This is a genomic window from Streptomyces sp. NPDC093598, assembly GCF_044764825.1.
In the GTDB taxonomy this organism is placed as follows: domain Bacteria; phylum Actinomycetota; class Actinomycetes; order Streptomycetales; family Streptomycetaceae; genus Streptomyces.
The window spans coordinates 127,058-149,020 of the sequence record NZ_JBIWIV010000016.1 but is presented as its reverse complement, the minus strand read 5'-3'; the positions used below and the strand labels follow the sequence as shown (position 1 = coordinate 149,020).

The window sequence follows — 21,963 nt, the reverse complement described above, 5'->3', positions numbered from 1 at the left end:
CGACTCGGGGCGACGGAAGGGGTGGGCGAGGTGAGCCGGCGGGTGGGCTCGTGGGGGGTGGTGCATGGGGTTGGGAGGGATCTCGGCGGCGCGGGCGGCCCGCCGAGCAGCTGATGCCAGGGCCTCGGGCGCCCAGCACAGGGCGGGTCTCGGCGCGAGCTGGTCCGACGAGGGCCAGGTCGACAGCGCAGGCGACTCCGGCCGACCAGGGTTCCCTGGCGCGCCCGGCCCCGGGCAGACCTCACCAGCAGCCGGTTGGAACCCGGCGACCAGCGGCGCGGGCGGCCCGCCTGACAGGGGCTGCCCGTACGCCCGGCCCCGCACGGGCCCCTGCGCCGGCTGGCCCGGCAGCGGGATCTCAGCGGGGCAAGCGGCTCGCCGGGCAGGGGCCACCCGGGCTCCCAGGGGCGCCCAGCACAAGAGGTCTCGGCGCCGGCTGGTCCGACGGGGCACTTCATCGCAGGCCCCCGCCAACCAGGGAGCCCTGGTACGTCCGGCTCTCCGGGCGGGCCCGGCGGCGGCGGATCCGGGGCTCGGTCGACAGCATGAGCGACCTGCTGCAGCGGGCTTTCCTGCCACACCTCGGTCAGCGGCCCGGCAGCCGTCAGTCAGGAGGTCTCCGCAGCGCGTGTGCGGTCGACGGACGGCGTGGCATCAGCGCGGGCGGCTCGACCGGTGGCGTTCCGGTCACGCCGTGGGACCGCCCAAGCCGCTCAGCGTGCCGAGGCGGCGAGGCGGCGAGGCGCTGGCAGGACAACGACGGCGGCCCACCTGCGTACGCGCAGGTGGGCCGCCGGTCCGGGTGGGCGATACTGGGTTCGAACCAGTGACCTCTTCGGTGTGAACGAAGCGCTCTCCCACTGAGCTAATCGCCCGGACGCAGGAAGAACATTACCCCATGTCAGCGGGTGCCTGTGACGCTCACTGGTCCTTGATCTTCCACGGCATGACGATGCCGAACTTCCACAGGTAGAAACCGACCAGTGCGCCCACGATCACCAGCCCGACCGACGTCAGGATGATGTTGCGGCGCCGCACCTTGGGGTCGAGGGCGCGCTGGGCCGCCTCGGTGACCTTCCGCTTGGTCCAGCGGAGCACCAGCTGGGCCCACACGAACTCCGTCGCCCAGATCGCCATGCCGCCGAAGATCACGACCCAGCCCGGCCCGGGCAGGGGCAGCATGATGATGCCGGTCACGACCACCGCGAGGCCGATGATGAAAACGCCGACCTGCCAGCTCACGTGCAGCGCCCGACGGGCCTTGATGAATTCCGGCGCGCGGGAGCCGAGGCCCCGATCCTGCTCGCCGTGCACCTCGCCCGTCCCCGTCTCGTCCGACGCCACGGCCACCTCGCCCGGCTCGTTACTCCCCGTATTCATACGGCCAAACACTACCCGAGCGAAACCAGTCACCGGAATGGACGCACGACGCTTACGATCTCTCGGCCGGAAGAGTTACGTAAAGGCACGCAAAACACTCAGAGGGGTTTACAACGGCACCGTAGGTGGCATGTCGATTTCGCCGACGTGCGAATCCCCGAGCGCACACTGAGCGAAAGGCCCTGGCGCTTATGAACACCACGGTCAGCTGCGAGCTGCACCTGCGCCTCGTTGTGTCGAGCGAGTCCTCCCTGCCTGTCCCCGCAGGCCTGCGGTACGACACGGCCGACCCCTACGCCGTGCACGCCACCTTCCACACCGGAGCCGAGGAAACCGTCGAGTGGGTGTTCGCCCGCGACCTGCTCGCCGAGGGACTTCACCGCCCTACGGGCACCGGCGACGTCCGCGTCTGGCCGTCGCGCAGTCACGGTCAGGGCGTCGTGTGCATCGCCCTGAGCTCCCCGGAGGGCGAGGCGCTGCTCGAGGCCCCGGCACGGGCCCTGGAGTCCTTCCTGAAGCGGACCGACGCCGCCGTGCCGCCCGGCACGGAACACCGGCACTTCGACCTCGATCAGGAGCTCTCGCACATCCTGGCGGAAAGCTAGGGCGAGGCCCTCACAAAGCCGCCCGGCGCCGTCGACTCGGGGAGACGGCTCGGGCTTGGACAACCGCATACGGGATGACACCGGCGCCGGTACCGCGGCTCACGCGGCTCGGCGCCGGTTCGCGTGCGGGGACCGCTCCCCCGCTGTCGCCGCTCGGGAACCCCGGCGGGCCCGGCAGCGTTCTATTCGAAGCCATGTGCGGGCATGAGGGCGGTCCGGCGGTGGTGGAGCCGTTACCATCGGCCAGCATCGGCGGGCGCCCGCCCGACCCTCACGCCAGGGAGCGAATCGTGCTGATCACCCACGACACCCGGTGCGCCCTCGACACCGTGGTCGATCTGGTGAACACCGCACCGGAGGACGACACGGCGTCGGACGGGCTGCCGGACGTGGCGGCCCTCGCGGACTTCGTGCGCAACCACGAGATCAGCGATGTCGGGGTGCTCTCGGAGTTCGACCTCTCCGCGGTGCGCACCATCCGCGGGCACTTCGCCGCCGTGTTCGCCGCCCCCGACGCCCGGACCGCCGCCGGCCGGATCAACGAGCTGGTCGCGGCCGCCGGCACCACGCCCCGGCTCACGGACCACGACGGCTACGACTGGCATGTGCACTATTTCGCCCCCGGCGCCTCCGTCGCCGATCATCTGGCCGCCGACTGCGGGATGGCGCTGGCGTTCTTCGTGGTCGCCGGGGAGCAGGAGCGGCTGCGGCGGTGCGAGGCGCCCGACTGCCGACGCGCCTTCGTCGATCTCTCCCGCAACCGCTCGCGGCGGTACTGCGACAGCCGCACCTGCGGAAACCGCCTGCACGTGGCCGCGTACCGGGCGCGCCGCAAGGAGGCGGCGGGCTGACAGCCGGCGCCGGGCGCGACGGGCCGGAAGACGTCGATGCCGACGCGGCCCCGGCGGGTGGCGCCGGGTACCGCGGGTCAGGCTCACAGCAACAGCAGATCGTGCAACGAGGCCATGAGCAGCAGACTCCCGATCACCGCCAGGAAGATCATCAGCGGTGGCTGGGATAGGGCGAAGAGGCAACCGCGCGGCTCGTCCTGCCGGGGGCGTGGCTCGTCCCGCGGGGAACATGGCCCGTTCTGCGGCGGTACGGGGTCGCTCTGTTTCGTCGTGTCCAGCATCTCGCGGCGATGATGACGCAGTCGGCCCGCCCGACGCGATCAGCGGCCTTGTTCCGTGCGGGAGTGCGCCGATCTCGTGAGGTCCGGTGCGGGTTCTGATCACTTCCGCGCACCGGCGGACCCGACTGTGACGATTCAGCCCCGGGCGCGCGGCCCCGTCATATGCCGTGCTTCTTGAGGATGGCCTCGATGTCGCTGAAGTCGTCGTCCCCCCGGGACGCGGTGGCGGGCCGGGTCTCCGGACGGGAGCCCTGGCCCAGGCTGGGCGCCGAGGCCGCCGGAGCCGCTGCCTCCGGCCGGTCCGCCGCACGGGCCGCCGCCCGGCGCTCCTTGCGGGTGCCGCCACGGCGGCGCTCCACGGCTCGTGTGGTCATGAAGAGCACCCACGCGACGCCGAGCACCCCGAACCCGGCCCAGGCCGTCGGGCTGAACGCGGTGTCGGCCAGCCACTCGACGATCCCCGTCATCACCAGGCCGATCGGGACGAGGGAGTAGGCCGCGATACGGACCGCGGCGAGGTAGCGCTTGCGGTACGCCGTGACGATCGCAAGGCCCAGGCCTGCCGCGGACACGGCGGAGCAGACGGTCTCGGCAATCATCCGGTCCTCCAGGCGTGGCGCGGTCAGGTCGGGCACTTCGTCCCTTCCATCCTGCACCCGCCGTACCCCGGCGGGCCACGCTCCGGCCCGACATCAGGGACATCTCCGGGTCACCTCCTCCGCAGGTGCCGGTGCGGGCCGCGCCCCCGGCCACGACTGCTGGGAGACTGTCGGCATGAGCGACTCCTCCTCCGACCGTTCCGCCGCCCCCGTCCTCGAGATCTGGTGCGATCTCCAGTGCCCGGACTGCCGCACCGCACTGGACGATCTCCGTGCCCTGCGCGCCCGCTACGGCGACCGTCTGGAGCTGCGGCTGCGGCACTTCCCGCTGGAGAAGAACAAGCACGCCTTCGCCGCCGCCCAGGCCGCCGAGGAGGCGTGGGAGCAGGGCCGCGGGTGGCCGTACGTGGAGGCCCTGCTGGGACGGGTCGAGCAGCTGGCCCGTGAGGGAGAAGCCTTCCTCGTCGAGGTGGCCCGCGAACTGGACCTGGACGCCGAGGAGTTCGACACCGCGCTGGTCGACGGCCGGCACATCCTGATCGTGGACGCCGACCAGGCCGAGGGCAAGGCGATCGGTGTGAGCGGCACCCCCACGTACGTCATCGGCGGTGAGCGGCTCGACGGCGGCAAGAGCCAGGAGGGGCTGCGCGAGCGGATCGAGGAGATCGCGGACCGGCTGCTGGCCGGGCAGGCGCACTGACCACCCTCGCCCGGCTTCTCGGCTGCGGGCCGCTACCACAGCGGCTTGTACACGGCGTACCGCTTCGTCTCGTAGCCGAGCGACGCGTAGAGCCGTTCGGCCGGGGCGTTGCCGGCGAAGACGTTGAGGCCGAGGGTCCGCCTGCCCTCGGCGATCGTCTGGGCCTCCGCCAGCAGCATGAGGGTACGGCCGTGCCCCTTCCCCCGGTGGGCGGCGTCGGCCTCCACGTCGAAGACGAAGGCGCTGTCCTCGCGCACCGCCAGCCACAGCGTGCCCACCGGTGTGCCCAGGTGCTCGACGACGCTGATGAGCATGCCGGGGGTGGCGAGCCCGTCGGGCAGGAGGGTGGCGTGGTCGCGCTCCGACTTGGCCCGGGCCTCGGCCTCCGGGACGCCCCGTTCGATCCAGCTGCGCGCGTAGTCCTCCTTGCCCTTCTCCAGCCAGGGGCCGAACTCCGCCTCGGTCATGGGCCGGGCGCGGCTGCCCTCCGGCAGGTCCGGCGGGGTGTCGCCGAGCGGCTTCTCCATGCCGCGGTTGCGGACGACGTAGCCGAGCGCCGTGGCGAGCCGGAGCCCTGCCTCGGATTCGGCGGGGACCGTCGCCTCGATGCGGCGGCACCCCCAGCCGCGCGCCACCTCCTCCGCGGCGAGCGCCGCCACCGTGCCCCGGCCACGCCTGCGGTCCGGTTCGTCGATGCGCAGCTTCATGATCCGGGCCACCGCGTCGCCGAACACGGGATGCGTGCCGAGGTGTATCGCCCCCACGGGACGGCTGTTCACGCACACCTGGTAGCGGCGTGAGCGCGTCCCGTCGGCGTTCTGCTGAAGCGGCTCGGTCGGCCGCAGGGTCGTGGTCATCAGGGGTGTTCTACCCGCAACCACGGCCCTGTTCAGCCGAATATCCGGGGGTGAAGGTACGGGGGCCGTCAGGGGTCGAGGTCGTTCCCGGACCGCTCCTCGAAGATCCGCATGGCCTTGGCGGTCACCGGGCCCGGCGCGCCGGGCAGCTCACGGCCGTCGACGCGGTGCACGGCCTGCACGTCCCGCAGGGTGGACGTCAGGAAGATCTCGTCGGCCCGCTCCAGGACGTCCAGCGGCAGGTCGGTCTCCTCGGCGCCGGTCCATTCGACCGTCAGCGCGCGCGTGATGCCCGCGAGGCAGCCGGAGGCGAGCGGCGGCGTGTGGAGCTCGCCGTCGAGGACGACGAAGACGTTCGACCCGGTGCCCTCGCACAGCCGCCCCACCGTGTTGCCGAACAGGGCCTCGGAGGCACCCTGTTCACGGGCCCGGGCGAGGGCGACGACGTTCTCGGCGTACGAGGTGGTCTTCAGGCCGGTGAGCGCGCCGCGCTCGTTGCGGGTCCAGGGGACCGTGATGACGGCGGTGGAATCGGGGCGGCGGGTCGTCTCGCCGAGGGCGACGACGAGGGTCGGGCCGTGCTCACCGCGGTCGGAACCGAGCGGGCCGTGGCCGCCGGTGTAGGTGATGCGGAGACGGCCGAGCGACGCGGGGTTGGCGTCGAGGACGGCGGCGCAGGCGCGGCGTACCTCGTCGTGGTCCGGGTCGGGCAGGCCGAGGCCGCGCGCGGACCGGGTCAGCCGGTCGAGGTGCCGGGTGAGCGCGAACGCCCGGCCGTCCACGGCCTTCACCGTCTCGAAGATGCCGTCGCCCACGGTCAGGCCGTGATCGAAGACGGAGACGCGGGCGGACTCGATGTCCTGAAGCCGTCTGTCGAGCCAGATCTTCACGTCAGGTCCTCTCCACTCACCTCGTACGCTCCCGACGCTATCGCGAGCAGCCGGGCCGCCTTCAGCTCGGTCTCCCGCCACTCCCCCTCGGGATCGGAGCCCCAGGTGATGCCGGCGCCGGTGCCGAAGCGCAGCACGCCGTCGGCCCGGTCGATCCAGAAGGTACGGATGCCGACGGCCAGCTCACCGGCCCGCCGGTCGGCGTCGACCCAGCCGATCCCGCCGCAGTACGGCCCTCTGGGCGCCGTCTCCAGGGCGTCGATGATCCGCAGCGCGCTGGACTTGGGCGCGCCGGTGACCGAGCCGGGCGGGAAGGCGGCGCCGAGCAGCTCGGCCCAGCCGGCCCCGTCGGCCAGCTCACCGCGGACCGTCGAGACGAGATGGACCAGCCCGGGATGCTTCTCGACGGCACACAGATCGGGCACCGTCACACTGCCCGTGGCGCACACCCGCCCGATGTCGTTGCGGACGAGGTCCACGATCATCACGTTCTCGGCGTAGTCCTTCTCCAGCAGGTCCGCCTCGGTCCTGCCGGTGCCCTTGATCGGCCCGGACTCGACGGTCCGGCCGTCGCGCCGCAGGAAGAGTTCGGGGGACGCGGTGGCGATCTCCACGCCGTGCCCGGGCAGGCGGATCGTTCCTGCGTACGGGGCCGGGTTGCCGCGGGCCAGGAGTGCGGTGAGGTCGTCCACGTCGGCGCCGGACGACACGGGCGCGGACAGCACCCGGCACAGGTTCGCCTGGTAGACCTCGCCGGCCGCGATGTGGTCGCGGATCCGCCGCACGGCGTCCGTGTACGCCCCGCGGTCGAGCGAGGACGTCCAGTCACCGGCAGCCGGTCCGCGCCACGCCCCGGGCACGGGCGCGGGCACGTCCGCCGTCCGGACCTGCGCGAAGCGGGCGCAGGTCAGACGGCCCTCGAAGTCGGCGCAGACGGCCCAGAAGCCGCTGGACTCCAGGGCTTCGGGATCGTCGGTGACGTCGAGGAGCCCGGTGGCGACACGGTCGCCGAAGCGGGCGAGAGGAGGGAGGTCGAGCACGCAGTCGAGTCTATGGCGGGTGTCCCGCGGGTGACCGGGGCATGGCTCCTCGGGCGGCTCTGTGACGTCGCTGAGCAGGGGAAGCGCAGCACGCTGCACAAACGCGTTTTTGTACTGGCCCCGGAATCCGCTAGAGTTCAACACGTCGCCGGGCCGCGAGAGCGGACCGAAACGACAGGCGGACGTAGCTCAGTTGGTAGAGCGCAACCTTGCCAAGGTTGAGGTCGCGAGTTCGAACCTCGTCGTCCGCTCGTAGGAAGAGGGGGCTTCCCGGTCCCCTACACTCCTGGTGGAGTGGCCGAGAGGCGAGGCAACGGCCTGCAAAGCCGTCTACACGGGTTCAAATCCCGTCTCCACCTCCAAGGACGATTAGCTCAGCGGGAGAGCGCTTCCCTGACACGGAAGAGGTCACTGGTTCAATCCCAGTATCGTCCACTGGATCTCGAAGATCCGCCCCGCGCGATTAGCTCAGCGGGAGAGCGCTTCCCTGACACGGAAGAGGTCACTGGTTCAATCCCAGTATCGCGCACGCAGTGCCCATGATCCGCCGCACTCGGTGGTCATGGCCCCGAGGACGATTAGCTCAGCGGGAGAGCGCTTCCCTGACACGGAAGAGGTCACTGGTTCAATCCCAGTATCGTCCACACCCCACAGGAGCCCCGGCTGTTCGCAGCCGGGGCTCCTGTCGTGTCAGGACGAGAACAGCATGTGACCGAAGCTCTTGTTGCGGTGGTGACCGTGATGGCCGTGGTGGCCGTGGCCGCCGTGCGGGGCGCCCCAGGCGGGAGCCGGCGGTGCCGGGTAGGCCTGTGGGGCGGGCGGGGGCGGCGGGGCGGCCTGGGACCACTGGGCCTCCAGGCGGGTCAGCGATTCCAGCTCGCCGTAGTCGAGAAAGATCCCGCGGCAGCCGCTGCACTGCTCGATCTGGACACCGTTGCGGTTGTACGTGTGCATCGGCGCACGGCACTTCGGACACTGCATGGTCGTTCAACTCCTCGCCGGTCGGTCCTGCTTCACATCTCGCCAGGACAGACTCTGTCCCGCTGTGGTCGGTTGCACCCTACTTCGCGTGCTCCTGGGCCAACTGCGGCGGGACGGTAGCCATTCGGTCACAGGCGTCCACGACCGACTGCTCCACCTCGTCCAGCGGGCGGCCCGCCGCGGCCGCCTTGGCGACGGCGCGGGCCGCGGTCTGCGCGGTGAGGGCTCGGGCGGGGACGTCGAGGGCGGGCCAGGGATCGCCCCCGGCGGGGACGGCCGGGCCGCCGGCCTCCCGGTAGGCGGTGAGGAAGCGGGTCCACGCGTCGGGCGGGAGCAGACCGCAGGCGTACCAGGCGGCGGGGCGGGCGAGATCCCAGGCGGGCACGCCGACGCCGAGGTCGTCCACGTCTATCAGCAGCCAGGGACCTGCCGGGGCGGGGTGGCGTACGAGCTGACCGAGGTGGAGATCGCCGTGGCAGAGGGTGCCGGAGTGCGGCATCGGGGCCTCGGCACGGGCCCAGGGCGGGAGGGTGGCCCAGGCGCGCAGGACGGGGGCGGCTGCGGGGTGCGGGCCGGCCTCGCGGAGCCGGTCGATGGCCCGGGCCGCCTTGGCGGGGCCGCGCATGGCCGGCAGGTCCTCCGGGGCCGGGATGCGGTGGAGGCGGGCGAGGAGTGTGGCGGCGGCCTCCCAGGGAGCGGCGTCCGGATCGCCGGGATCCACGGGGGTGCCGTACGGCCAGAAGGTCACCAGGCGGCCGTGCAGGGCGACCGGGGTCGGGTTCAGTGGGGGCAGGAGGATGCCGGGGTGGTGGGCGGCGACGGCGAGGCGGCTGGTGAGTGCGGAGGTGTCGGTGTCCGGGGGGTGGGCCTTCGCGACGGTGTCCGCGTGCCGCACCACCAGGCCGTCGGGGCGGTCGGCGAGCGTGGCCGCGCCGCAGGGGCAGGCCGATGAGCGTGCGTGGGCAGCGGCTCGGGCCTTGGCGGTGAGGTCGGCCAGGAGCGGGCCGGGGGCGGAGTTCACCGGGCGAGAGTACGTGCGGACGGGGACCCGCCGTAGGGAAGTGTCCGTTCCAGGTGCTCGACGCCCGCGGGACAAAAGCAATGCCGGCGCAGCTCCCCAGCTGCGCCGGCATTTTTGCCGTCCGCCGCACCCCCGTCCCCACGGGGTTTCATGGGTGGGATGTCCCCGCCCGGACCGCTCTTCCGGGCCTGGGGTCGCCGCTCAGCGCCCCAGCATCTCGCCCACGGACGACGCCTGTGTGGCCACTGTCTCCCACCCGTCGAAGACGAGGAGGAGCAGGACCGCCAGGGGAAGGGCCATCAGCGTCGCCACCACCGGGTGGCGACGGCCCTGCCGGCGGCGGAACGCAGCGGCGTACACCTTGCGTCCCTCTTCGCGGAGCAGCGTCCGCGGAGCCGTCTGGGCCATGGTCCCTCTCCTGACCGTTCTCAGTTGTCGTTGGCAGCGGCGGGCGTCTGACCTCGGGGGACGAGTGCTGCACCCGCCGCTTGACCTCAAATCTAGGCGTTCGGGCCTCCCCGGGCGTCATGCCCTCGTACCGATTGCCGGGCCTCCCGGAGGATGAGTCGCCACCTGCGATGTACTCCCCTGGGTGGAGACGGGGACGCGGGTCTCAGGGTCTTCCCCGACGGGACGCCCGGCTCGTTCCCACTGCCTGAACGGCCTGGGGGACCCCCACCGGGTGACTTCGCTCACTTCCACGACACCTCGGCGTGCCCCCGTCTCCACCCTGCGGCCCACCCCGCTCGCCACCACCTCGCGTGTGCGCGTCGTGTCCCCCGCGTCCACGGCCCTCTCCACGCGATCACCCTTCACAGAACCAACCCCCCTTCTGCGACAGGTGGTTGGGAGCACGGGATATGCGAAGTCCGCGTCCTTGCGCCCTCCCTGACCACCTTTCACGTCTCCCACCCACCACTGACAATCCATCACTCTGAGAGGGCGCGGCCTCTGCGCGCGGGCGGCCGTGGAAACGTAAGCTGTGGCTCGTCACAGGACCGGGCAGCGGGGATGAACATGGCGATGATGCGCCTGAGGCGCGAGGACCCGCGCGTCGTCGGCTCGTTCAAGCTTCACAGACGGCTCGGCGCGGGCGGGATGGGCGTGGTCTACCTGGGCTCCGACAAGAAGGGGCAGCGGGTCGCGCTCAAGGTCATCCGTCCCGACCTGGCGGAGGATCAGGAGTTCCGCTCCCGGTTCGCCCGTGAGGTCTCGGCGGCCCGGCGGATCCGCGGCGGCTGCACGGCCCGGCTGGTGGCCGCCGACCTCGACGCGGACCGCCCCTGGTTCGCCACGCAGTACGTGCCCGGCCCGTCCCTGCACGACAAGGTCGCGGCCGAGGGACCACTCGGCGCGGCCGACGTCGCGGCCGTGGGTGCCGCCCTGTCGGAGGGCCTGGTCGCCGTGCACGAGGCCGGGGTGGTGCACCGGGATCTGAAGCCGTCCAACATCCTGCTGTCCCCGAAGGGGCCGCGGATCATCGACTTCGGCATCGCCTGGGCCACCGGCGCCTCGACGCTCACCCATGTCGGCACGGCGGTCGGCTCGCCCGGCTTCCTCGCGCCTGAGCAGGTGCGCGGGGCCGCCGTCACCCCGGCCACGGACGTGTTCTCGCTCGGTGCCACGCTCGCGTACTCCTCGATGGGCGACTCGCCCTTCGGGCACGGCAGTTCCGAGGTGATGCTGTACCGCGTGGTGCACGAGGAACCGCAGTTGCACGGCGTGCCCGACGCGCTGGCTCCGCTCGTCCGGGCGTGCCTGGCGAAGGACCCCGAGGAGCGGCCCAGCACGCTTCAACTGTCGCTGCGGCTGAAGGAGATCGCCGCCCGGGAATCGCAGGACCTCGCCGGTGTCCGGCCGCCCGCGCCGCGCGGTGCCGAGACCGAACGGCCCGCCGACACCTACCCCGAGCGGACCAGGCGTCCGCAGGGGCAGCAGGGTGCGGGGGCGTCCGGGGCGCAGCGGGGCCGGGGCACTCCCCCGCCGCGGGGTTCCTCGCCGTCCCGGGACGGCCATCCGCCGCCGGACGGTACGGCTGCCCAGGGCGGGACCGGCGGGCGGGGCGGAGCCCGGGCGACCGGGGGCGGGAACCGGCCGACGGGTGGCGGGAACCGCGGCAGGACTCCGGTGCGCGGGCCCGGTGCCTCGCGCGGCGGCGCCCCGTCGCGGTCCGGGTCGCGGCCCACACCCACCGGGCGCGGCACCCGGTCGGGCAGTGGCAGCCGCCCCGCCCCGCACAGTGGCACCGGGCGACCGGCGTCGAGGAACACGGGGACCGGGCTGCGGCCCGCCAACCCGCGGTTGCTGCGGCAGCGGCTGTTCGTGTTCGTCGTGGTGACGCTGCTGGTGGCGGTCGGTATCGCCTTGGTGCAGGGCTGCCAGGGCCCGGCCCGGGGGCTCGGTGGCGACGGGGGCGGCGTTCGGCAGGAGCACGTCCAGCAGGACGACCGCCCGCGGGGCTCCTAGCCGCGAGCCACCGGCCGCAGGGCGACGACCGGCCGGTCGGCGGGGTGTCACAGATCCGGCAGGATCCGTTCGAAGAACTCGCGGTCGCCGTCGAAGACCGGGTCCAGGGCCAGGAACTCCCGGGGGGTGACCTAGCGGGTCTCGGCGACCTCGCGCGGGTCGGGGACCACCTCGCCGGTGTCCGCGCGGGCGGTCCACCAGTGGAGACGGTAGCGGTGGTCGTCGGTCTCCGACTCCCAGACCTTCGCCTCCGGCACGACGGTGAGGCCGACCTCCTCGTGGACCTCCCGGACGACCGCCTGCTCCTGGGTCTCCCCCGGCTCGACCTTGCCGCTGAGCGGCTGCCAGTAGCCGGGGCGGACGACCGCCGGTCCGCGCCGGATCGCGAGCAGGCGCTCGCCGCGCAGGAGCACGGCGACGACGGCCTCGCGCTGCTCCACGGCAGGGACCCTAGACCTGGGGCCGGCCGGTGGCCACGGCGTAGAAGGCCACGGCCGCCGCCGCGCCCACGTTGAGGGAGTCGACGCCGTGGGACATGGGGATGCGGACCCACTCGTCGGCGGCGACCAGGGCCTGGGTGGACAGGCCGTCGCCCTCGGCGCCGAGCATGAGGGCCACGCGGTCCATGGTGTGCGGTGCTGCCTCGTCGAGGGGCCGGGCCTTCTCGTCGGGGGTGAGGGCGAGGAGGGTGAAGCCCGCCTCGCGGACCGACTCCAGACCCTTGGGCCAGGTGTCCAGGCGGGCGTACGGAACGGAGAAGACCGCGCCCATGGAGACCTTCACGCTGCGGCGGTAGAGGGGGTCGGCGCAGTCCGGCGAGAGCAGGACGGCGTCCATGCCGAGGGCGGCGGCCGAGCGGAAGATCGCGCCGATGTTGGTGTGGTCGTTGACCGACTCCATGATGACGACGCGGCGGGTGGTCCGGAGGAGGTCGGCGGCCGTGGGCAGGGGTTTGCGCTGCATGGAGGCGAGCGCTCCGCGGTGCACGTGGTAGCCGGTGACCTGCTCGGCGAGTTCCGGGCTGACGGCGTAGACGGGGGCCGGGAGTTCGTCGATGACGTCGCGCATGACGTCGACCCATTTGGCCGAGAGCAGCATGGACCGCATCTCGTAGCCGGCTTCCTTGGCCCGTCTGATGACCTTCTCGCCCTCGGCGATGAACAGGCCCTCGGCGGGTTCGCGCTTGCGGCGCAGTTCCACATCGGTCAGGCCGGTGTAGTCGCGCAGACGCGGGTCGTCGGGATCGTCAACGGTGATGAGATCGGCCACAGGGTGATACTGCCTTGTCCTGGGTGCGGTGCCAACGGCTCGGTACGGGTTGTGTTACCCGGGGTTACTTGCGAGGTGCCGCGGCCGTGGGTCCGACCTTGACGACCTCGCCGATGACGATGACCGCCGGGGGCTTCACGTCCTCGGTCCGTACGGTCTCCGCGACCGTCGCGAGAGTGGCGTCGACGCGGCGCTGGCCGGCCGTCGTGCCTTCCTGGACCAGGGCGACGGGTGCGTCCGGGGACTTGCCGTGGGCGATGAGCGTCTCGGCGACCTTGCCGATCGTGCTGACGCCCATGAGGATCACCAGCGTGCCGGTCAGCTTCGCCAGGGACGGCCAGTCGACCAGGGAGCGCTCGTCGTCGGGGGCGATGTGGCCGCTGACCACGGTGAACTCGTGGGCGACGCCCCGGTGGGTGACCGGGATGCCGGCGGCGCCCGGGACGGAGATGGAGCTGGAGATGCCGGGCACGACCGTGCACGGGATGCCGGCTTCGGCCAGGGCTTGGACCTCCTCCATGCCGCGCCCGTAGACGAAGGGGTCGCCGCCCTTGAGCCGCACGACCGACTTGCCCTGCCGGGCGTACTCGATCAGGGCTTCGTTGATGGCTTCCTGAGCCATGAACCTGCCGAAGGGCAGCTTCGCCGCGTCGATCACCTCGACGCTCGGGGACAGCTCGGCGAGCAGGTCGCGCGGGCCGAGGTGGTCAGTGATGACCACGTCGGCCTCGGCGAGCAGACGGCGGCCGCGCACGGTGATCAGGTCCGGGTCGCCGGGACCGCCGCCGACCAGGGCGACTCCGGGCGTGCGGGTGCGGTGGTGCGGGGCGACGAGCGTGCCGTCACGCAGGCCCTCGACGACGGCGTCGCGGATGGCGGCGGTGTGGCGGGGGTCGCGCCCCTTGGCGTCGGTGGTGAGGACGGCGATGGTGACGCCCTCACTGTGGCCGGTGGCCGGGGTCCAGGCCGTCGCGCGGTCGGCGTCGTCGGAGCGGACGCACCAGACGCGGTGGCGCTCCGCCTCGGCCGATGCCCTGGTGTTCGCCTCCGTGTCGCCGGTGGCGATCAGGGCGTACCAGGCGTCCGCGAGGTCGCCCTCCTCGTACGGGCGCTTGTGCCAGGTGATCTCACCGGCGTCCGCCATGGCCTCGACGGAGGGGGTGGCCTCCGGGGACACGAGGAGGATGTCCGCGCCTGCCGCGATCAGTGCCGGGAGGCGGCGCTGGGCGACCTGGCCGCCGCCGAGGACGACCACGCGGCGGCCGGTGAGGCGGAGGCCTACGGGGTAGGCGGGGTGTTCGGCCATGAGGTGCGGCTCCTGTTGCGGCGGTGTTCAGTGCCCTGACGTGCGGATTTTAATGGGCGGGCGGGAGGGCGGCGCGAGTGGTCCAGTGGCTGGGCACCCGGGCCGTCTGCCGGTGCGTGGCCCGTGGGCGGGCACTCCGCCCTGCGGAACGCCCGCCCACGGACCTACGGGACCACGGGAGCCCTACTTCTCCGTCACTCCCGCCGAATCGAACGTCGCCACCTCGTGCATCGCCCTGGCCGTGCTCTGGACCAGCGGGAGGGCGAGCAGGGCGCCGGTGCCCTCGCCCAGGCGGAGATCGAGGTCGACCAGGGGGCGCAGACCCAGTTTGTTGAGGGCGGCGACATGGCCCGGTTCGGCGCTGCGGTGGCCCGCGATGCACGCGGCCAGGACCTCCGGCGCGATCGCGCGGGCGGCCAGGGCGGCGGCACCGGCGCTGACGCCGTCCAGGATCACCGGCGTGCGCAGGGAGGCGCCGCCGAGGAGGAGGCCGACGATGGCCGCGTGCTCGAAGCCGCCGATCGCGGCGAGCACGCCGATCGGGTCGGCCGGGTCCGGCTGGTGGAGTTCCAGGGCGCGGCGGACGACCTCGGTCTTGCGGGCGAGGGTCTCGTCGTTGATGCCGGTGCCCCGGCCGGTGACCTCGGCCGGGTCCGCACCCGTGAACACGGAGATCAGGGCGGCGGACGCGGTGGTGTTCGCGATGCCCATCTCACCGGTCAGCAGGGCCTTGTTGCCGGCGGCGACGAGGTCGCGGGCGGTCTCGATGCCGACCTCGATGGCCTGCCTGGCCTCTTCGCGGGTCATCGCCGGGCCGGTCGTCATGTCGGACGTACCGGCACGGATCTTGCGGGGCAGCAGGCCCGGGGTGGCCGGGAGGTCGGCGGCGACGCCCACGTCGACGATGCAGACCTCGGCGCCGACCTGGGTGGCGAAGGCGTTGCAGACGGCACCGCCGCCGAGGAAGTTGGCCACCATCTGGGCCGTGACCTCCTGCGGCCAGGGGGTGACGCCCTGGGCGTGCACACCGTGGTCGCCCGCGAAGACGGCGACGGCCGCGGGCTCCGGGATGGGCGGCGGGCACTGGCGGGACAGGCCGGACAGCTGCGCGGAGATGATCTCCAGCATGCCCAGCGCACCGGCCGGCTTGGTCATACGCTTCTGGCGCTCCCACGCCTCGCCGAGCGCCTTGGCGTCCAGCGGGCGGATCTGCGCGACGGTCTCGGCGAGCAGGTCGTGGGGTTCCTCTCCGGGCAGGGCACGGCGGCCGTATGTCTCTTCGTGCACGACCCAGGACAGCGGGCGGCGCTTGGACCAGCCGGCCTGCAACAGCTCGGGCTCGTCCGGGAACGCGTCGACGTAGCCGACGCACAGGTAGGCGATGATCTCGAGGTGCTCGGGCAGGCCGAGGGCGCGGACCATCTCGCGCTCGTCGAAGAAGCTGACCCAGCCGACGCCGAGGCCTTCGGCACGGGCGGCGAGCCAGAGGTTCTCCACGGCCAGGGCGGCCGAGTACGGCGCCATCTGGGGCTGGGTGTGGCGGCCGAGCGTGTGGCGGCCGCCGCGGGTCGGATCGGCGGTGACGACGATGTTCACCGGTGTGTCGAGGATGGCCTCGATCTTCAGTTCCTTGAACTGCTTCGCCCGGCCCTTGGGGAGGGACTTCGCGTAGGCGTCACGCTGGCGCATGGCCAGTTCGTGCATCGCGCGCCGGGTGTCGGCGGAACGGATGACGACGAAGTCCCACGGCTGCGAGTGACCGACGGAGGGCGCGTGGTGGGCGGCCTCCAGGACACGGAGCAGCACCTCGTGCGGGATCGGGTCGCTGCGGAAGCCGTTGCGGATGTCGCGGCGTTCGCGCATGACCTTCAGTACCGCCTCGCGCTCGGCGGGGTCGTAGCCGGGGGCCGCGGGGCCGGTGGACTGTCGGGCTTCTGCCACTGCGGCCGCGCTCTCTTCTCGGCGTTCCTGGTCGGCCAGGTCTTCCTGTTCGGCGGCCCGGGTGTCCAGGTCGTCGGCGTTCTGTGCGAGTTCGGCGTCGCCGTCGCGGGGTGCCGGCACGGTGGTCATGGGTGCGGGGGGCTCCAGCGTCTCGGGCGGTGCCGGCAGGGACTGCTGCGGGCCTTGCACGGGCTGCCCGGCCGGCTCGTCCGCGACCGGGGCCGCGACCGGGGCCGGGACCGGGGCCGGGAGTACGACGGTGACGTCCTCGGTGGGTGCCGGGGTGTCGGGGGTGGGGTCGGGCTCCACGGTCTCGGCGGCGGGGGCGGCCGCGACCGGCTCGTGGGTCTGCGCCGCAGCCGCTGCGTCGGCGGCGGGGTCGGGGTCAGGGACAGGCGCCTCGGGTGTCTGAGCGGGGGCGGGGGCGGGGGCCTCGGTGGGCGCCGGTGCCGCGGAGGGCTGAGCCGGGGCGGGTGCTTCCGGGGCGGTCTCCGGCGCGGCGGGTGCGTCGTCGGGCACGGCTGCTTCGGCGGGCGCGGCTGCTTCGGCGGTCGGGGCCGGGTCCGTCGCCTGGGTGGCGACCTCTTGGGCGTCCGGGGCCGGGGCCGGGGCCGGGGTGACGGCGGCCTCGACGGAGGGAGCGGCCGTTTCCCGGCCGTCCGGCTCCGACTCGGGGGCCGGGGCGGCAGCGACCTGGCCGGGCGCTCCCGGACCAGGAGTGGCGGTCTGAGGAACCGTCGCCTCGGGCTGCTGCGCGGCCGGCGCGACGTCCATTGCCGCCGGGGGCTGGGGGGCAGCCTCTCCGGCGGCGACGACGGGCTCCGGTGCGGCGGCCTCTGGGGCGGTCATGTCCGGGGTCGGGGCGGCGGCCTCGGGGGCGGTCGCTTCGGGGACCGGGGCGGCGGCCTCCGGGCCAACGCCCGCTGCCGGTGCCTGCGCGACGGCCTCGGGGGCGGTCACGTCGGGCACGGGAGCGGAAGTGGCCGGGGCCGCAGCGCCCGGTACCTGTGCGGGGGCCTCTTCGAGGGCGGCCTCGGGCGGGGTCACGACGGAGTGCTCCGGGCCGGAGGCGGCCTCCGGGAACGGGATCGCTTCGGGGGCCTGGCCGGCCTCCGGGGCAGGAGCCGAGGCCACGGCCTGCTCGGCAGCAGCCGCCGGAGCCTGTTCGCCGGCGGTCTCCGGCCCGGAAGCCTCAGCGCCCTGCGCGGCTTCCTCCACGGCGGGCCCCGGCTCAGGAGCCGGCGGCCCGACAACTCCCGGAGCAGCTACGGCTCCGGCCTCTGCGGTCGCGCTCTGCTCAGGGCCGGCGTGCCCGGTCTCGGCCACCTGGGCCCCGTGACCGGCGTCAGCCGGTACGGCAAGGGCGGTTTCGGCGACGGTCGCTTGACCCTCTGTCAGGCCGGCAGCCGCGTCCGCTGTGTCTTGTCCCTGCGCGGGCAGGATCGGCTCGGCAGCGGCCACCTGGCCCGCGTCCGGACCGGTGCTCACACCAGCGGGGTCACCCGCGGCAACCGGGTCGGCCGCAGCGGCCTGGCCTTCCGCCGGGACACCGCCCCTGCCCACGGGGTCGCCCGCGACCGCCGCAGGGGCGACGTGAGCGGCCTCGGCGGCCGCCGACTGGTGCTCCGCCGGGCCGGCGCCCGCAGCGGCAGGGTCTCCCCCGACCGCCATCCCCTCCACCGGCACCGCCTGCCCGACCTCGGCGGGTGCCGGCGGTGTCGTGTGGCTCGTCTCCGTCGTCGCGGGGGGCGCGACAGCCTGGGACGTCTCCATCGGTTCCGCTGCCGGAACAACCGTTTCCGCAGGCGCCGCCCCGGCGCTCACCGGGGCCGGGGTCGTGACCTGTGCGCCCCAGGGCGCGGCCGGAGGCGAGGGCATCTCGGGAGCGCGGGGGACGTCGAGGTACTCGGGGCCCGCCGACGACGGTGCCGGCTGTCGTGCGGGCGCGTCCGCGGGGCCGCGGTCGGCGAGCGAGCGGACCGGGCTGGCGGAGCTGTCGGGCAGCGGCGGACCGAGGTGCAGGGGCCGGCGCGGGGTGATGGGCGGGATCGGCGGCAGGTCGGGCAGGCGGACGCCGCCGAGGTCGACCGAGCCGCTGTCGCGGCCGGAGATCTCGTGCGGGCCCGGCTCGTGCACGGTCTCGAGGACCGGTTCCGGCGCGGGCGGAGGGACCTCGTTGCCCCAGGCGCCCTGGGCGCCCGGCAACAGCAGCAGGTCGTCGTCCTCGGCGGTGGTCTCGGAGAGGTAGGTGTACGCACCGTGCGCGGGGGCGCCCGGCTGCTCCACCATGCCTGCGCTCTCCGGCAGTCCCTCGCCCGGGACCTGGCCGGTGTCGGTCATGCGTACCCCTCGCCCATCGGTTAGTGCTCCTACGACCAGCTCGCCCGGAACGGCGCACCGACCGCCCCGCAGTGAAGAACGAGCGTGCGTCCCCAGCGGCACGAACGGTCCGTCCGAAAAAGGCGACAAAGCCATTCACTGGCATTGTTGCGGCCGGACCACCCTCACGGCAGCTTGATCCGCGACGGTTCCACTGTGGACTGCGCCACGTTGCGCGTCCTCCGGTTCTGCCGTACCACACACACCCCAAAACGGGCGGCTTTTCCGGACATTGACCGACGAAGCGCCGGGCGTCCTTGTGCGGTGCAGCGATCGGCCAGCCTACCGCGCGCAGTACGACAAACCGATCACGGGGACGGTCGCGAGGTCAGGCGCCGCGCCTCGGCAGTACGCCGCTGAGCAGGAACGCGACGCTCCGTTCCTTCTCCGTCCAGGCCCTGGTGTCGAGTTCGACGGACTGGAGGAGGGCGCACTCGACGCCGTAGCCGTGCTCGTTCAGGTCGCGGCCGATGAGTTCGGCGGCGTCGCGGGTGGCGGCGTGCGTGACGATGCGCTGCGGGCGGCGGTCGGCGACCGCCGAGACGACGGCCGCTCCCCCGCCTCCGACGCGGACGACGTCCGGTTCGGGGAGGTTTTCCAGGATGTGCGGGGCGGTGCCGTGCACGATCTGGAGCTGGACGCCGAGGCGGCGGGCGGCGGCGTCGGTGCGGGCGCAGGCGGCCCGGTCGCTGTCGACGGCGAGGACGGCGGCGCCGGCGCGGGCGGCCTCTACGGCGAAGGCGCCGCTGCCGCAGCCGATGTCCCACACGAGGTCGCCGACGCGGGGCCCGAGGCGGGCGAGTTGGGAGGCGCGCAGCAGCTGGTTCTCCCCCTCGCCGAGGTCCGCGTCGTACGCGTCGGCGGGCAGGGTCCAGCCGCGTGGTCCGGCGGACGGGTCACGGCCGGAGATCCAGCCGCCGGCCTCCCCCGCGGTGCCGGGTCCGGCCGGGCCGCCGAGGACGATGACGACGTTGGGGTCGCGCCAGGTGTGGTCGGCGGCCTTGTCGCTGGTGACGACGGAGACGCGTTCGCGGGCGGTGCCGAGTTCCTCGCAGATGACGAAGGAGCGGTGGACTCCTTCGAGGAGCAGGCCGAGTTCGGCGGGGCCGGCGCCGGGCGAGGTGAGGACCGCCACCTTGGTGTGGGCGCGGCATACGTTCACCGCGCGTCGCAGGGTGCGGGGGTGTGCGACGACCACCTGTGCGTCGTCCCAGGGCATGCCCGCGCGGGCGAAGGCGGCGGCGACGGAGGAGACGGCGGGCACGACCTCCACCTCGAGGCCGAACTCGGGGGCGCGCAGGGTGCGTACGACGCCGAAGAAGCCGGGGTCGCCGTCGGCGAGCACGACGGCCGTGCCGCGGTGGGCGGCGATGCGGCGGGCGGCGAGGGCGACACTGCCGAGGCGGATGCGCTCGGCGCCGGCCGGTACCTCGGGGAGCGCAAGGTGGTGGGCGGCACCCGCCACCAGGGTGGCGGCACCCAGGGCGGCGCTCGCCGCGGCGGTCAGCGGCGAACCGTCCCAGCCGATCACCGTGACCCGGTCGGCCATCTCGTCAGTCTCCAGGGGTTTTCGCAGGTCGTCTGCGTGTCGTTGCGGGGAGCTGCCCAAGGGCGGGCTCCGTGAGGGTACCCGGTGGAGGTGTCGGAGGGGGCGCCGGTGTGGTCGTCGCCGTCGTCCTCCGGGTGGTTCCGGTCAGTTCCAGTCGCCGAAGGACGTGAAGCCGTCGCGGAGCTGCTCGCCGACGCCCTCCAGGTCCTCGGGGAGCAGGCTCCAGACGATGAAGTCCGTGCGTACGTCGGCCCATGTGCCGTCCTCGGCACGGGCCCGGGCTATGCAGGCGTTGCGCAGCACACCCTCGCTGATGCAGCCGATCTTCTGGGCGACCTGCTGGGAGGCGGTGTTGTCGGCCGCCGTGCGCAGTTCGATGCGCTCGAACTTCTGGTCCCCGAAGAGCCACTGGGCGGTGGCCAGGGCGGCCTCGGAGGCGTAGCCCTCGCCGCGGGCCCAGGGGGCGATGATGTACGACAGTTCGGTGGAGCGCACATGCCAGTTGGTCCTGCCGAGCTGGATGACGCCGACCAGGCGCTGGGTGAGGAATTCGGTGACGGCGAAGTCGATTCCGTGTCCCTCGGTGCGCTGCGTGGGGGCGTACTCGGTGATCCAGGTGCGGGCGCCGCTCTCCGTGAAGGGCTGGGGGACGGAGGTCCAGGCCGCCACCTGCTCGTCGTTCATCATCGCGGCCAGTGCGGCGACGTCGTCTTCGTCGAGGGGACGCAGCACCAACCGCTCCGTGCTGATGGAGATGTTGGGGAAGGTGCTCGTCATCCGCCGCTCCGTAACCATCGGTGAACCTTCAGGGCATGCTGAACTGCCCAGCATGCAGCATGAAAGCACTCATCCGCATCACGGGGCCCTCCCCCCACCGGGTGGGGAAGGGCCCCGTGTGCGCGGGTGCCGGGCGTGGGCTCAGAAGGAGGCGAGCACGGAGCCGGCGTACTTGTCCTGGATGAACTTCTTCACCTCGGGCGAGGTGAGGAGCTTGGCGAGCTTCTTCACGCGCGGGTCGTCCTCGTTGCCCTTCTTCACGGCGAGGAAGTTGCCGTAGGGGTTGTTCTTGGGGGACTCCAGGACGAGGGCGTCCTTGGACGGCTTGAGGTCGGACTCGATGGCGTAGTTGCCGTTGACCACGGCGGCGTCCACGTCGTCGAGGGAGCGCGGGGTCTGAGCCGCCTCCAGCTCCTTGAACTTGAGGTTCTTGGGGTTCTTGGTGATGTCGGAGGGGGTCGCCTCGTTGCCGACGCCCGCCTTGAGGGTGATGAGTCCGTTGGCCGCGAGGAGCTTGAGGGCGCGGGCTTCGTTGACCGTGTCGTTCGGGATGGCGACGGTCGCACCGCTCTTCAGGTCGTCGGCCTTCTTGACCTTGTGGGAGTAGAGGCCGAGCGGCTCCAGGTGGACCGTGACGACGGGCACGATGTCGGTGCCGTTCTTCTTGTTGAAGTCGTCGAGGTACGGCTTGTTCTGGAAGTAGTTGGCGCCCACGGAGCCGTCCTGCGTCGCCGTGTTCGGCGTGACGTAGTCGGTGAACTCCTTGACCTGCAGGTCGAGGCCCTCCTTCTTCGCCAGGTTGTCCTTGACGTAGGTGAGGATCTCGGCGTGCGGGACGGGGCTGGCGGCGACGATCAGGGGCCCGTCGGTGCCGGAGCTGCCGGCGCCGCAGGCGCTGAGCCCGAGGGTGAGGGCTCCGGCGGCGAGGACGGCGGTGGTGATCTTGGCGGTGTTACGCACGAAAAGTGCCTTTCCTTATGACCTTGCGAGTGGTGCGACCCCTGGAATCAAGGGGTGTGGGCGCGAAGCGCCGTCGGTGAGGGGTGGTGGTCGGCGACGGGTGGGCGAACG

The 21,963-nt window shown here is 72.9% G+C and carries 21 protein-coding genes and 6 tRNA genes; 9 read left to right on the top strand and 18 right to left on the bottom strand.

Annotated features, from left to right (window positions below):
* Nucleotides 1–803: 803 nt before the first annotated feature.
* A tRNA-Val gene (locus tag ACIRDU_RS32610) sits at nt 804–875 on the bottom strand.
* Between the two features lie 46 nt (nt 876–921).
* A complete protein-coding gene (locus ACIRDU_RS32605; RefSeq protein ID WP_403586277.1) occupies nt 922–1,380 on the bottom strand; it encodes a TIGR02611 family protein in 459 nt (152 codons plus the stop codon).
* A gap of 191 nt (nt 1,381–1,571) precedes the next feature.
* Between ACIRDU_RS32605 and ACIRDU_RS32600 the strand changes: the two genes are divergently transcribed.
* Nucleotides 1,572–1,985: an SsgA family sporulation/cell division regulator gene (locus tag ACIRDU_RS32600; RefSeq protein WP_004002642.1), complete on the top strand. Its 414-nt coding sequence runs from the start codon at nt 1,572–1,574 to the stop codon at nt 1,983–1,985.
* A gap of 290 nt (nt 1,986–2,275) precedes the next feature.
* Complete coding sequence (locus tag ACIRDU_RS32595) at nt 2,276–2,836, top strand: CGNR zinc finger domain-containing protein (RefSeq protein WP_403586274.1); 561 nt, start codon at nt 2,276–2,278, stop codon at nt 2,834–2,836.
* A gap of 83 nt (nt 2,837–2,919) precedes the next feature.
* On the opposite strand, the gene ACIRDU_RS32590 is transcribed toward ACIRDU_RS32595, so the two are convergent.
* Nucleotides 2,920–3,117 (bottom strand): hypothetical protein, encoded by a 198-nt coding sequence (locus ACIRDU_RS32590; RefSeq protein WP_403586271.1) that lies wholly within the window; start codon nt 3,115–3,117, stop codon nt 2,920–2,922.
* Between the two features lie 158 nt (nt 3,118–3,275).
* Nucleotides 3,276–3,716, bottom strand: coding sequence for a hypothetical protein (locus tag ACIRDU_RS32585; protein WP_403586362.1), 441 nt, complete (start codon nt 3,714–3,716; stop codon nt 3,276–3,278).
* 175 nt (nt 3,717–3,891) lie between these two features.
* On the opposite strand from ACIRDU_RS32585, the gene ACIRDU_RS32580 reads away from it, so the two are divergent.
* Nucleotides 3,892–4,416 (top strand): DsbA family protein, encoded by a 525-nt coding sequence (locus ACIRDU_RS32580; protein ID WP_403586268.1) that lies wholly within the window; start codon nt 3,892–3,894, stop codon nt 4,414–4,416.
* Nucleotides 4,417–4,448: 32 nt separating this feature from the next.
* Here ACIRDU_RS32580 and ACIRDU_RS32575 read toward each other — a convergent pair whose 3' ends face one another.
* From ACIRDU_RS32575 to ACIRDU_RS32565, 3 genes are all read right to left on the bottom strand, one after another.
* Nucleotides 4,449–5,273: a GNAT family N-acetyltransferase gene (locus ACIRDU_RS32575; RefSeq protein ID WP_403586265.1), complete on the bottom strand. Its 825-nt coding sequence runs from the start codon at nt 5,271–5,273 to the stop codon at nt 4,449–4,451.
* 68 nt (nt 5,274–5,341) lie between these two features.
* The gene (locus tag ACIRDU_RS32570) at nt 5,342–6,163 is read right to left on the bottom strand and encodes an aminotransferase class IV (protein ID WP_403586262.1); all 822 of its coding nucleotides are present in this window, start codon (nt 6,161–6,163) and stop codon (nt 5,342–5,344) included.
* Nucleotides 6,160–7,203, bottom strand: a complete 1,044-nt coding sequence (locus tag ACIRDU_RS32565; protein WP_403586260.1) for a chorismate-binding protein — start codon at nt 7,201–7,203, stop codon at nt 6,160–6,162. The genes ACIRDU_RS32570 and ACIRDU_RS32565 overlap by 4 nt, the downstream gene beginning before the upstream one ends.
* Nucleotides 7,204–7,381: 178 nt before the next feature.
* Between ACIRDU_RS32565 and ACIRDU_RS32560 the strand changes: the two genes are divergently transcribed.
* From ACIRDU_RS32560 to ACIRDU_RS32540, 5 genes are all read left to right on the top strand, one after another.
* Nucleotides 7,382–7,454 (top strand) — tRNA-Gly (locus ACIRDU_RS32560).
* Between the two features lie 37 nt (nt 7,455–7,491).
* Nucleotides 7,492–7,565 (top strand) — tRNA-Cys (locus ACIRDU_RS32555).
* A gap of 1 nt (nt 7,566) precedes the next feature.
* Nucleotides 7,567–7,638 (top strand) — tRNA-Val (locus tag ACIRDU_RS32550).
* 22 nt (nt 7,639–7,660) lie between these two features.
* Nucleotides 7,661–7,732: transfer RNA gene (locus ACIRDU_RS32545), tRNA-Val, on the top strand.
* A 43-nt stretch (nt 7,733–7,775) separates the two neighbouring features.
* A tRNA-Val gene (locus tag ACIRDU_RS32540) sits at nt 7,776–7,847 on the top strand.
* Nucleotides 7,848–7,893: 46 nt separating this feature from the next.
* Here the strand turns inward: ACIRDU_RS32540 and ACIRDU_RS32535 are convergent.
* The 4 genes from ACIRDU_RS32535 to ACIRDU_RS32520 form a co-directional block, all read right to left on the bottom strand.
* Nucleotides 7,894–8,184: a zf-TFIIB domain-containing protein gene (locus tag ACIRDU_RS32535; protein WP_107458274.1), complete on the bottom strand. Its 291-nt coding sequence runs from the start codon at nt 8,182–8,184 to the stop codon at nt 7,894–7,896.
* Nucleotides 8,185–8,263: 79 nt separating this feature from the next.
* Nucleotides 8,264–9,205 (bottom strand): phosphotransferase family protein, encoded by a 942-nt coding sequence (locus tag ACIRDU_RS32530; RefSeq protein ID WP_403586257.1) that lies wholly within the window; start codon nt 9,203–9,205, stop codon nt 8,264–8,266.
* Between the two features lie 201 nt (nt 9,206–9,406).
* Nucleotides 9,407–9,613 (bottom strand): hypothetical protein, encoded by a 207-nt coding sequence (locus ACIRDU_RS32525; RefSeq protein WP_030842984.1) that lies wholly within the window; start codon nt 9,611–9,613, stop codon nt 9,407–9,409.
* A gap of 117 nt (nt 9,614–9,730) precedes the next feature.
* Nucleotides 9,731–10,021 (bottom strand): hypothetical protein, encoded by a 291-nt coding sequence (locus ACIRDU_RS32520; RefSeq protein ID WP_403586359.1) that lies wholly within the window; start codon nt 10,019–10,021, stop codon nt 9,731–9,733.
* A 195-nt stretch (nt 10,022–10,216) separates the two neighbouring features.
* Here ACIRDU_RS32520 and ACIRDU_RS32515 point away from each other — a divergent pair, with 195 nt between their 5' ends.
* The gene (locus tag ACIRDU_RS32515; protein WP_403586254.1) at nt 10,217–11,671 is read left to right on the top strand and encodes a protein kinase; all 1,455 of its coding nucleotides are present in this window, start codon (nt 10,217–10,219) and stop codon (nt 11,669–11,671) included.
* Nucleotides 11,672–11,802: 131 nt separating this feature from the next.
* Here the strand turns inward: ACIRDU_RS32515 and ACIRDU_RS32510 are convergent, their stop codons facing one another.
* From ACIRDU_RS32510 to ACIRDU_RS32480, 7 genes are all read right to left on the bottom strand, one after another.
* Complete coding sequence (locus tag ACIRDU_RS32510; protein ID WP_403586251.1) at nt 11,803–12,111, bottom strand: NUDIX domain-containing protein; 309 nt, start codon at nt 12,109–12,111, stop codon at nt 11,803–11,805.
* A 10-nt stretch (nt 12,112–12,121) separates the two neighbouring features.
* Nucleotides 12,122–12,940, bottom strand: a complete 819-nt coding sequence (locus tag ACIRDU_RS32505) for a TrmH family RNA methyltransferase (RefSeq protein ID WP_403586249.1) — start codon at nt 12,938–12,940, stop codon at nt 12,122–12,124.
* Nucleotides 12,941–13,004: 64 nt separating this feature from the next.
* Entirely contained in the window at nt 13,005–14,246 is a 1,242-nt protein-coding gene (gene cobA / locus ACIRDU_RS32500; RefSeq protein WP_403586246.1) for a uroporphyrinogen-III C-methyltransferase, read from the bottom strand.
* A gap of 183 nt (nt 14,247–14,429) precedes the next feature.
* Entirely contained in the window at nt 14,430–18,527 is a 4,098-nt protein-coding gene (gene cobT / locus ACIRDU_RS32495) for a nicotinate-nucleotide--dimethylbenzimidazole phosphoribosyltransferase (protein WP_403586243.1), read from the bottom strand.
* Nucleotides 18,528–18,894: 367 nt separating this feature from the next.
* Nucleotides 18,895–20,115, bottom strand: a complete 1,221-nt coding sequence (cbiE, locus tag ACIRDU_RS32490; RefSeq protein WP_403586240.1) for a precorrin-6y C5,15-methyltransferase (decarboxylating) subunit CbiE — start codon at nt 20,113–20,115, stop codon at nt 18,895–18,897.
* A 144-nt stretch (nt 20,116–20,259) separates the two neighbouring features.
* On the bottom strand, nt 20,260–20,892 hold the full coding sequence (locus ACIRDU_RS32485) for a GNAT family N-acetyltransferase (RefSeq protein ID WP_403586237.1): 633 nt from the start codon (nt 20,890–20,892) through the stop codon (nt 20,260–20,262).
* Between the two features lie 141 nt (nt 20,893–21,033).
* Nucleotides 21,034–21,852: a MetQ/NlpA family ABC transporter substrate-binding protein gene (locus ACIRDU_RS32480; RefSeq protein WP_403586234.1), complete on the bottom strand. Its 819-nt coding sequence runs from the start codon at nt 21,850–21,852 to the stop codon at nt 21,034–21,036.
* Between the last annotated feature and the right edge of the window lie 111 nt (nt 21,853–21,963).

What these genes read in the sequence shown, in the direction of transcription:
- ACIRDU_RS32605 (WP_403586277.1), bottom strand. Translation starts at nt 1,380, where the DNA reads ATGAATACGGGGAGTAACGAGCCGGGCGAGGTGGCCGTGGCGTCGGAC.
- ACIRDU_RS32600 (WP_004002642.1), top strand. Translation starts at nt 1,572, where the DNA reads ATGAACACCACGGTCAGCTGCGAGCTGCACCTGCGCCTCGTTGTGTCG.
- ACIRDU_RS32590 (WP_403586271.1), bottom strand. Translation starts at nt 3,117, where the DNA reads ATGCTGGACACGACGAAACAGAGCGACCCCGTACCGCCGCAGAACGGG.
- ACIRDU_RS32585 (WP_403586362.1), bottom strand. Translation starts at nt 3,716, where the DNA reads ATGATTGCCGAGACCGTCTGCTCCGCCGTGTCCGCGGCAGGCCTGGGC.
- ACIRDU_RS32580 (WP_403586268.1), top strand. Translation starts at nt 3,892, where the DNA reads ATGAGCGACTCCTCCTCCGACCGTTCCGCCGCCCCCGTCCTCGAGATC.
- ACIRDU_RS32575 (WP_403586265.1), bottom strand. Translation starts at nt 5,273, where the DNA reads ATGACCACGACCCTGCGGCCGACCGAGCCGCTTCAGCAGAACGCCGAC.
- ACIRDU_RS32535 (WP_107458274.1), bottom strand. Translation starts at nt 8,184, where the DNA reads ATGCAGTGTCCGAAGTGCCGTGCGCCGATGCACACGTACAACCGCAAC.
- ACIRDU_RS32525 (WP_030842984.1), bottom strand. Translation starts at nt 9,613, where the DNA reads ATGGCCCAGACGGCTCCGCGGACGCTGCTCCGCGAAGAGGGACGCAAG.
- ACIRDU_RS32515 (WP_403586254.1), top strand. Translation starts at nt 10,217, where the DNA reads ATGAACATGGCGATGATGCGCCTGAGGCGCGAGGACCCGCGCGTCGTC.
- cobA (WP_403586246.1), bottom strand. Translation starts at nt 14,246, where the DNA reads ATGGCCGAACACCCCGCCTACCCCGTAGGCCTCCGCCTCACCGGCCGC.
- cobT (WP_403586243.1), bottom strand. Translation starts at nt 18,527, where the DNA reads ATGACCGACACCGGCCAGGTCCCGGGCGAGGGACTGCCGGAGAGCGCA.
- cbiE (WP_403586240.1), bottom strand. Translation starts at nt 20,115, where the DNA reads ATGGCCGACCGGGTCACGGTGATCGGCTGGGACGGTTCGCCGCTGACC.
- ACIRDU_RS32485 (WP_403586237.1), bottom strand. Translation starts at nt 20,892, where the DNA reads ATGACGAGCACCTTCCCCAACATCTCCATCAGCACGGAGCGGTTGGTG.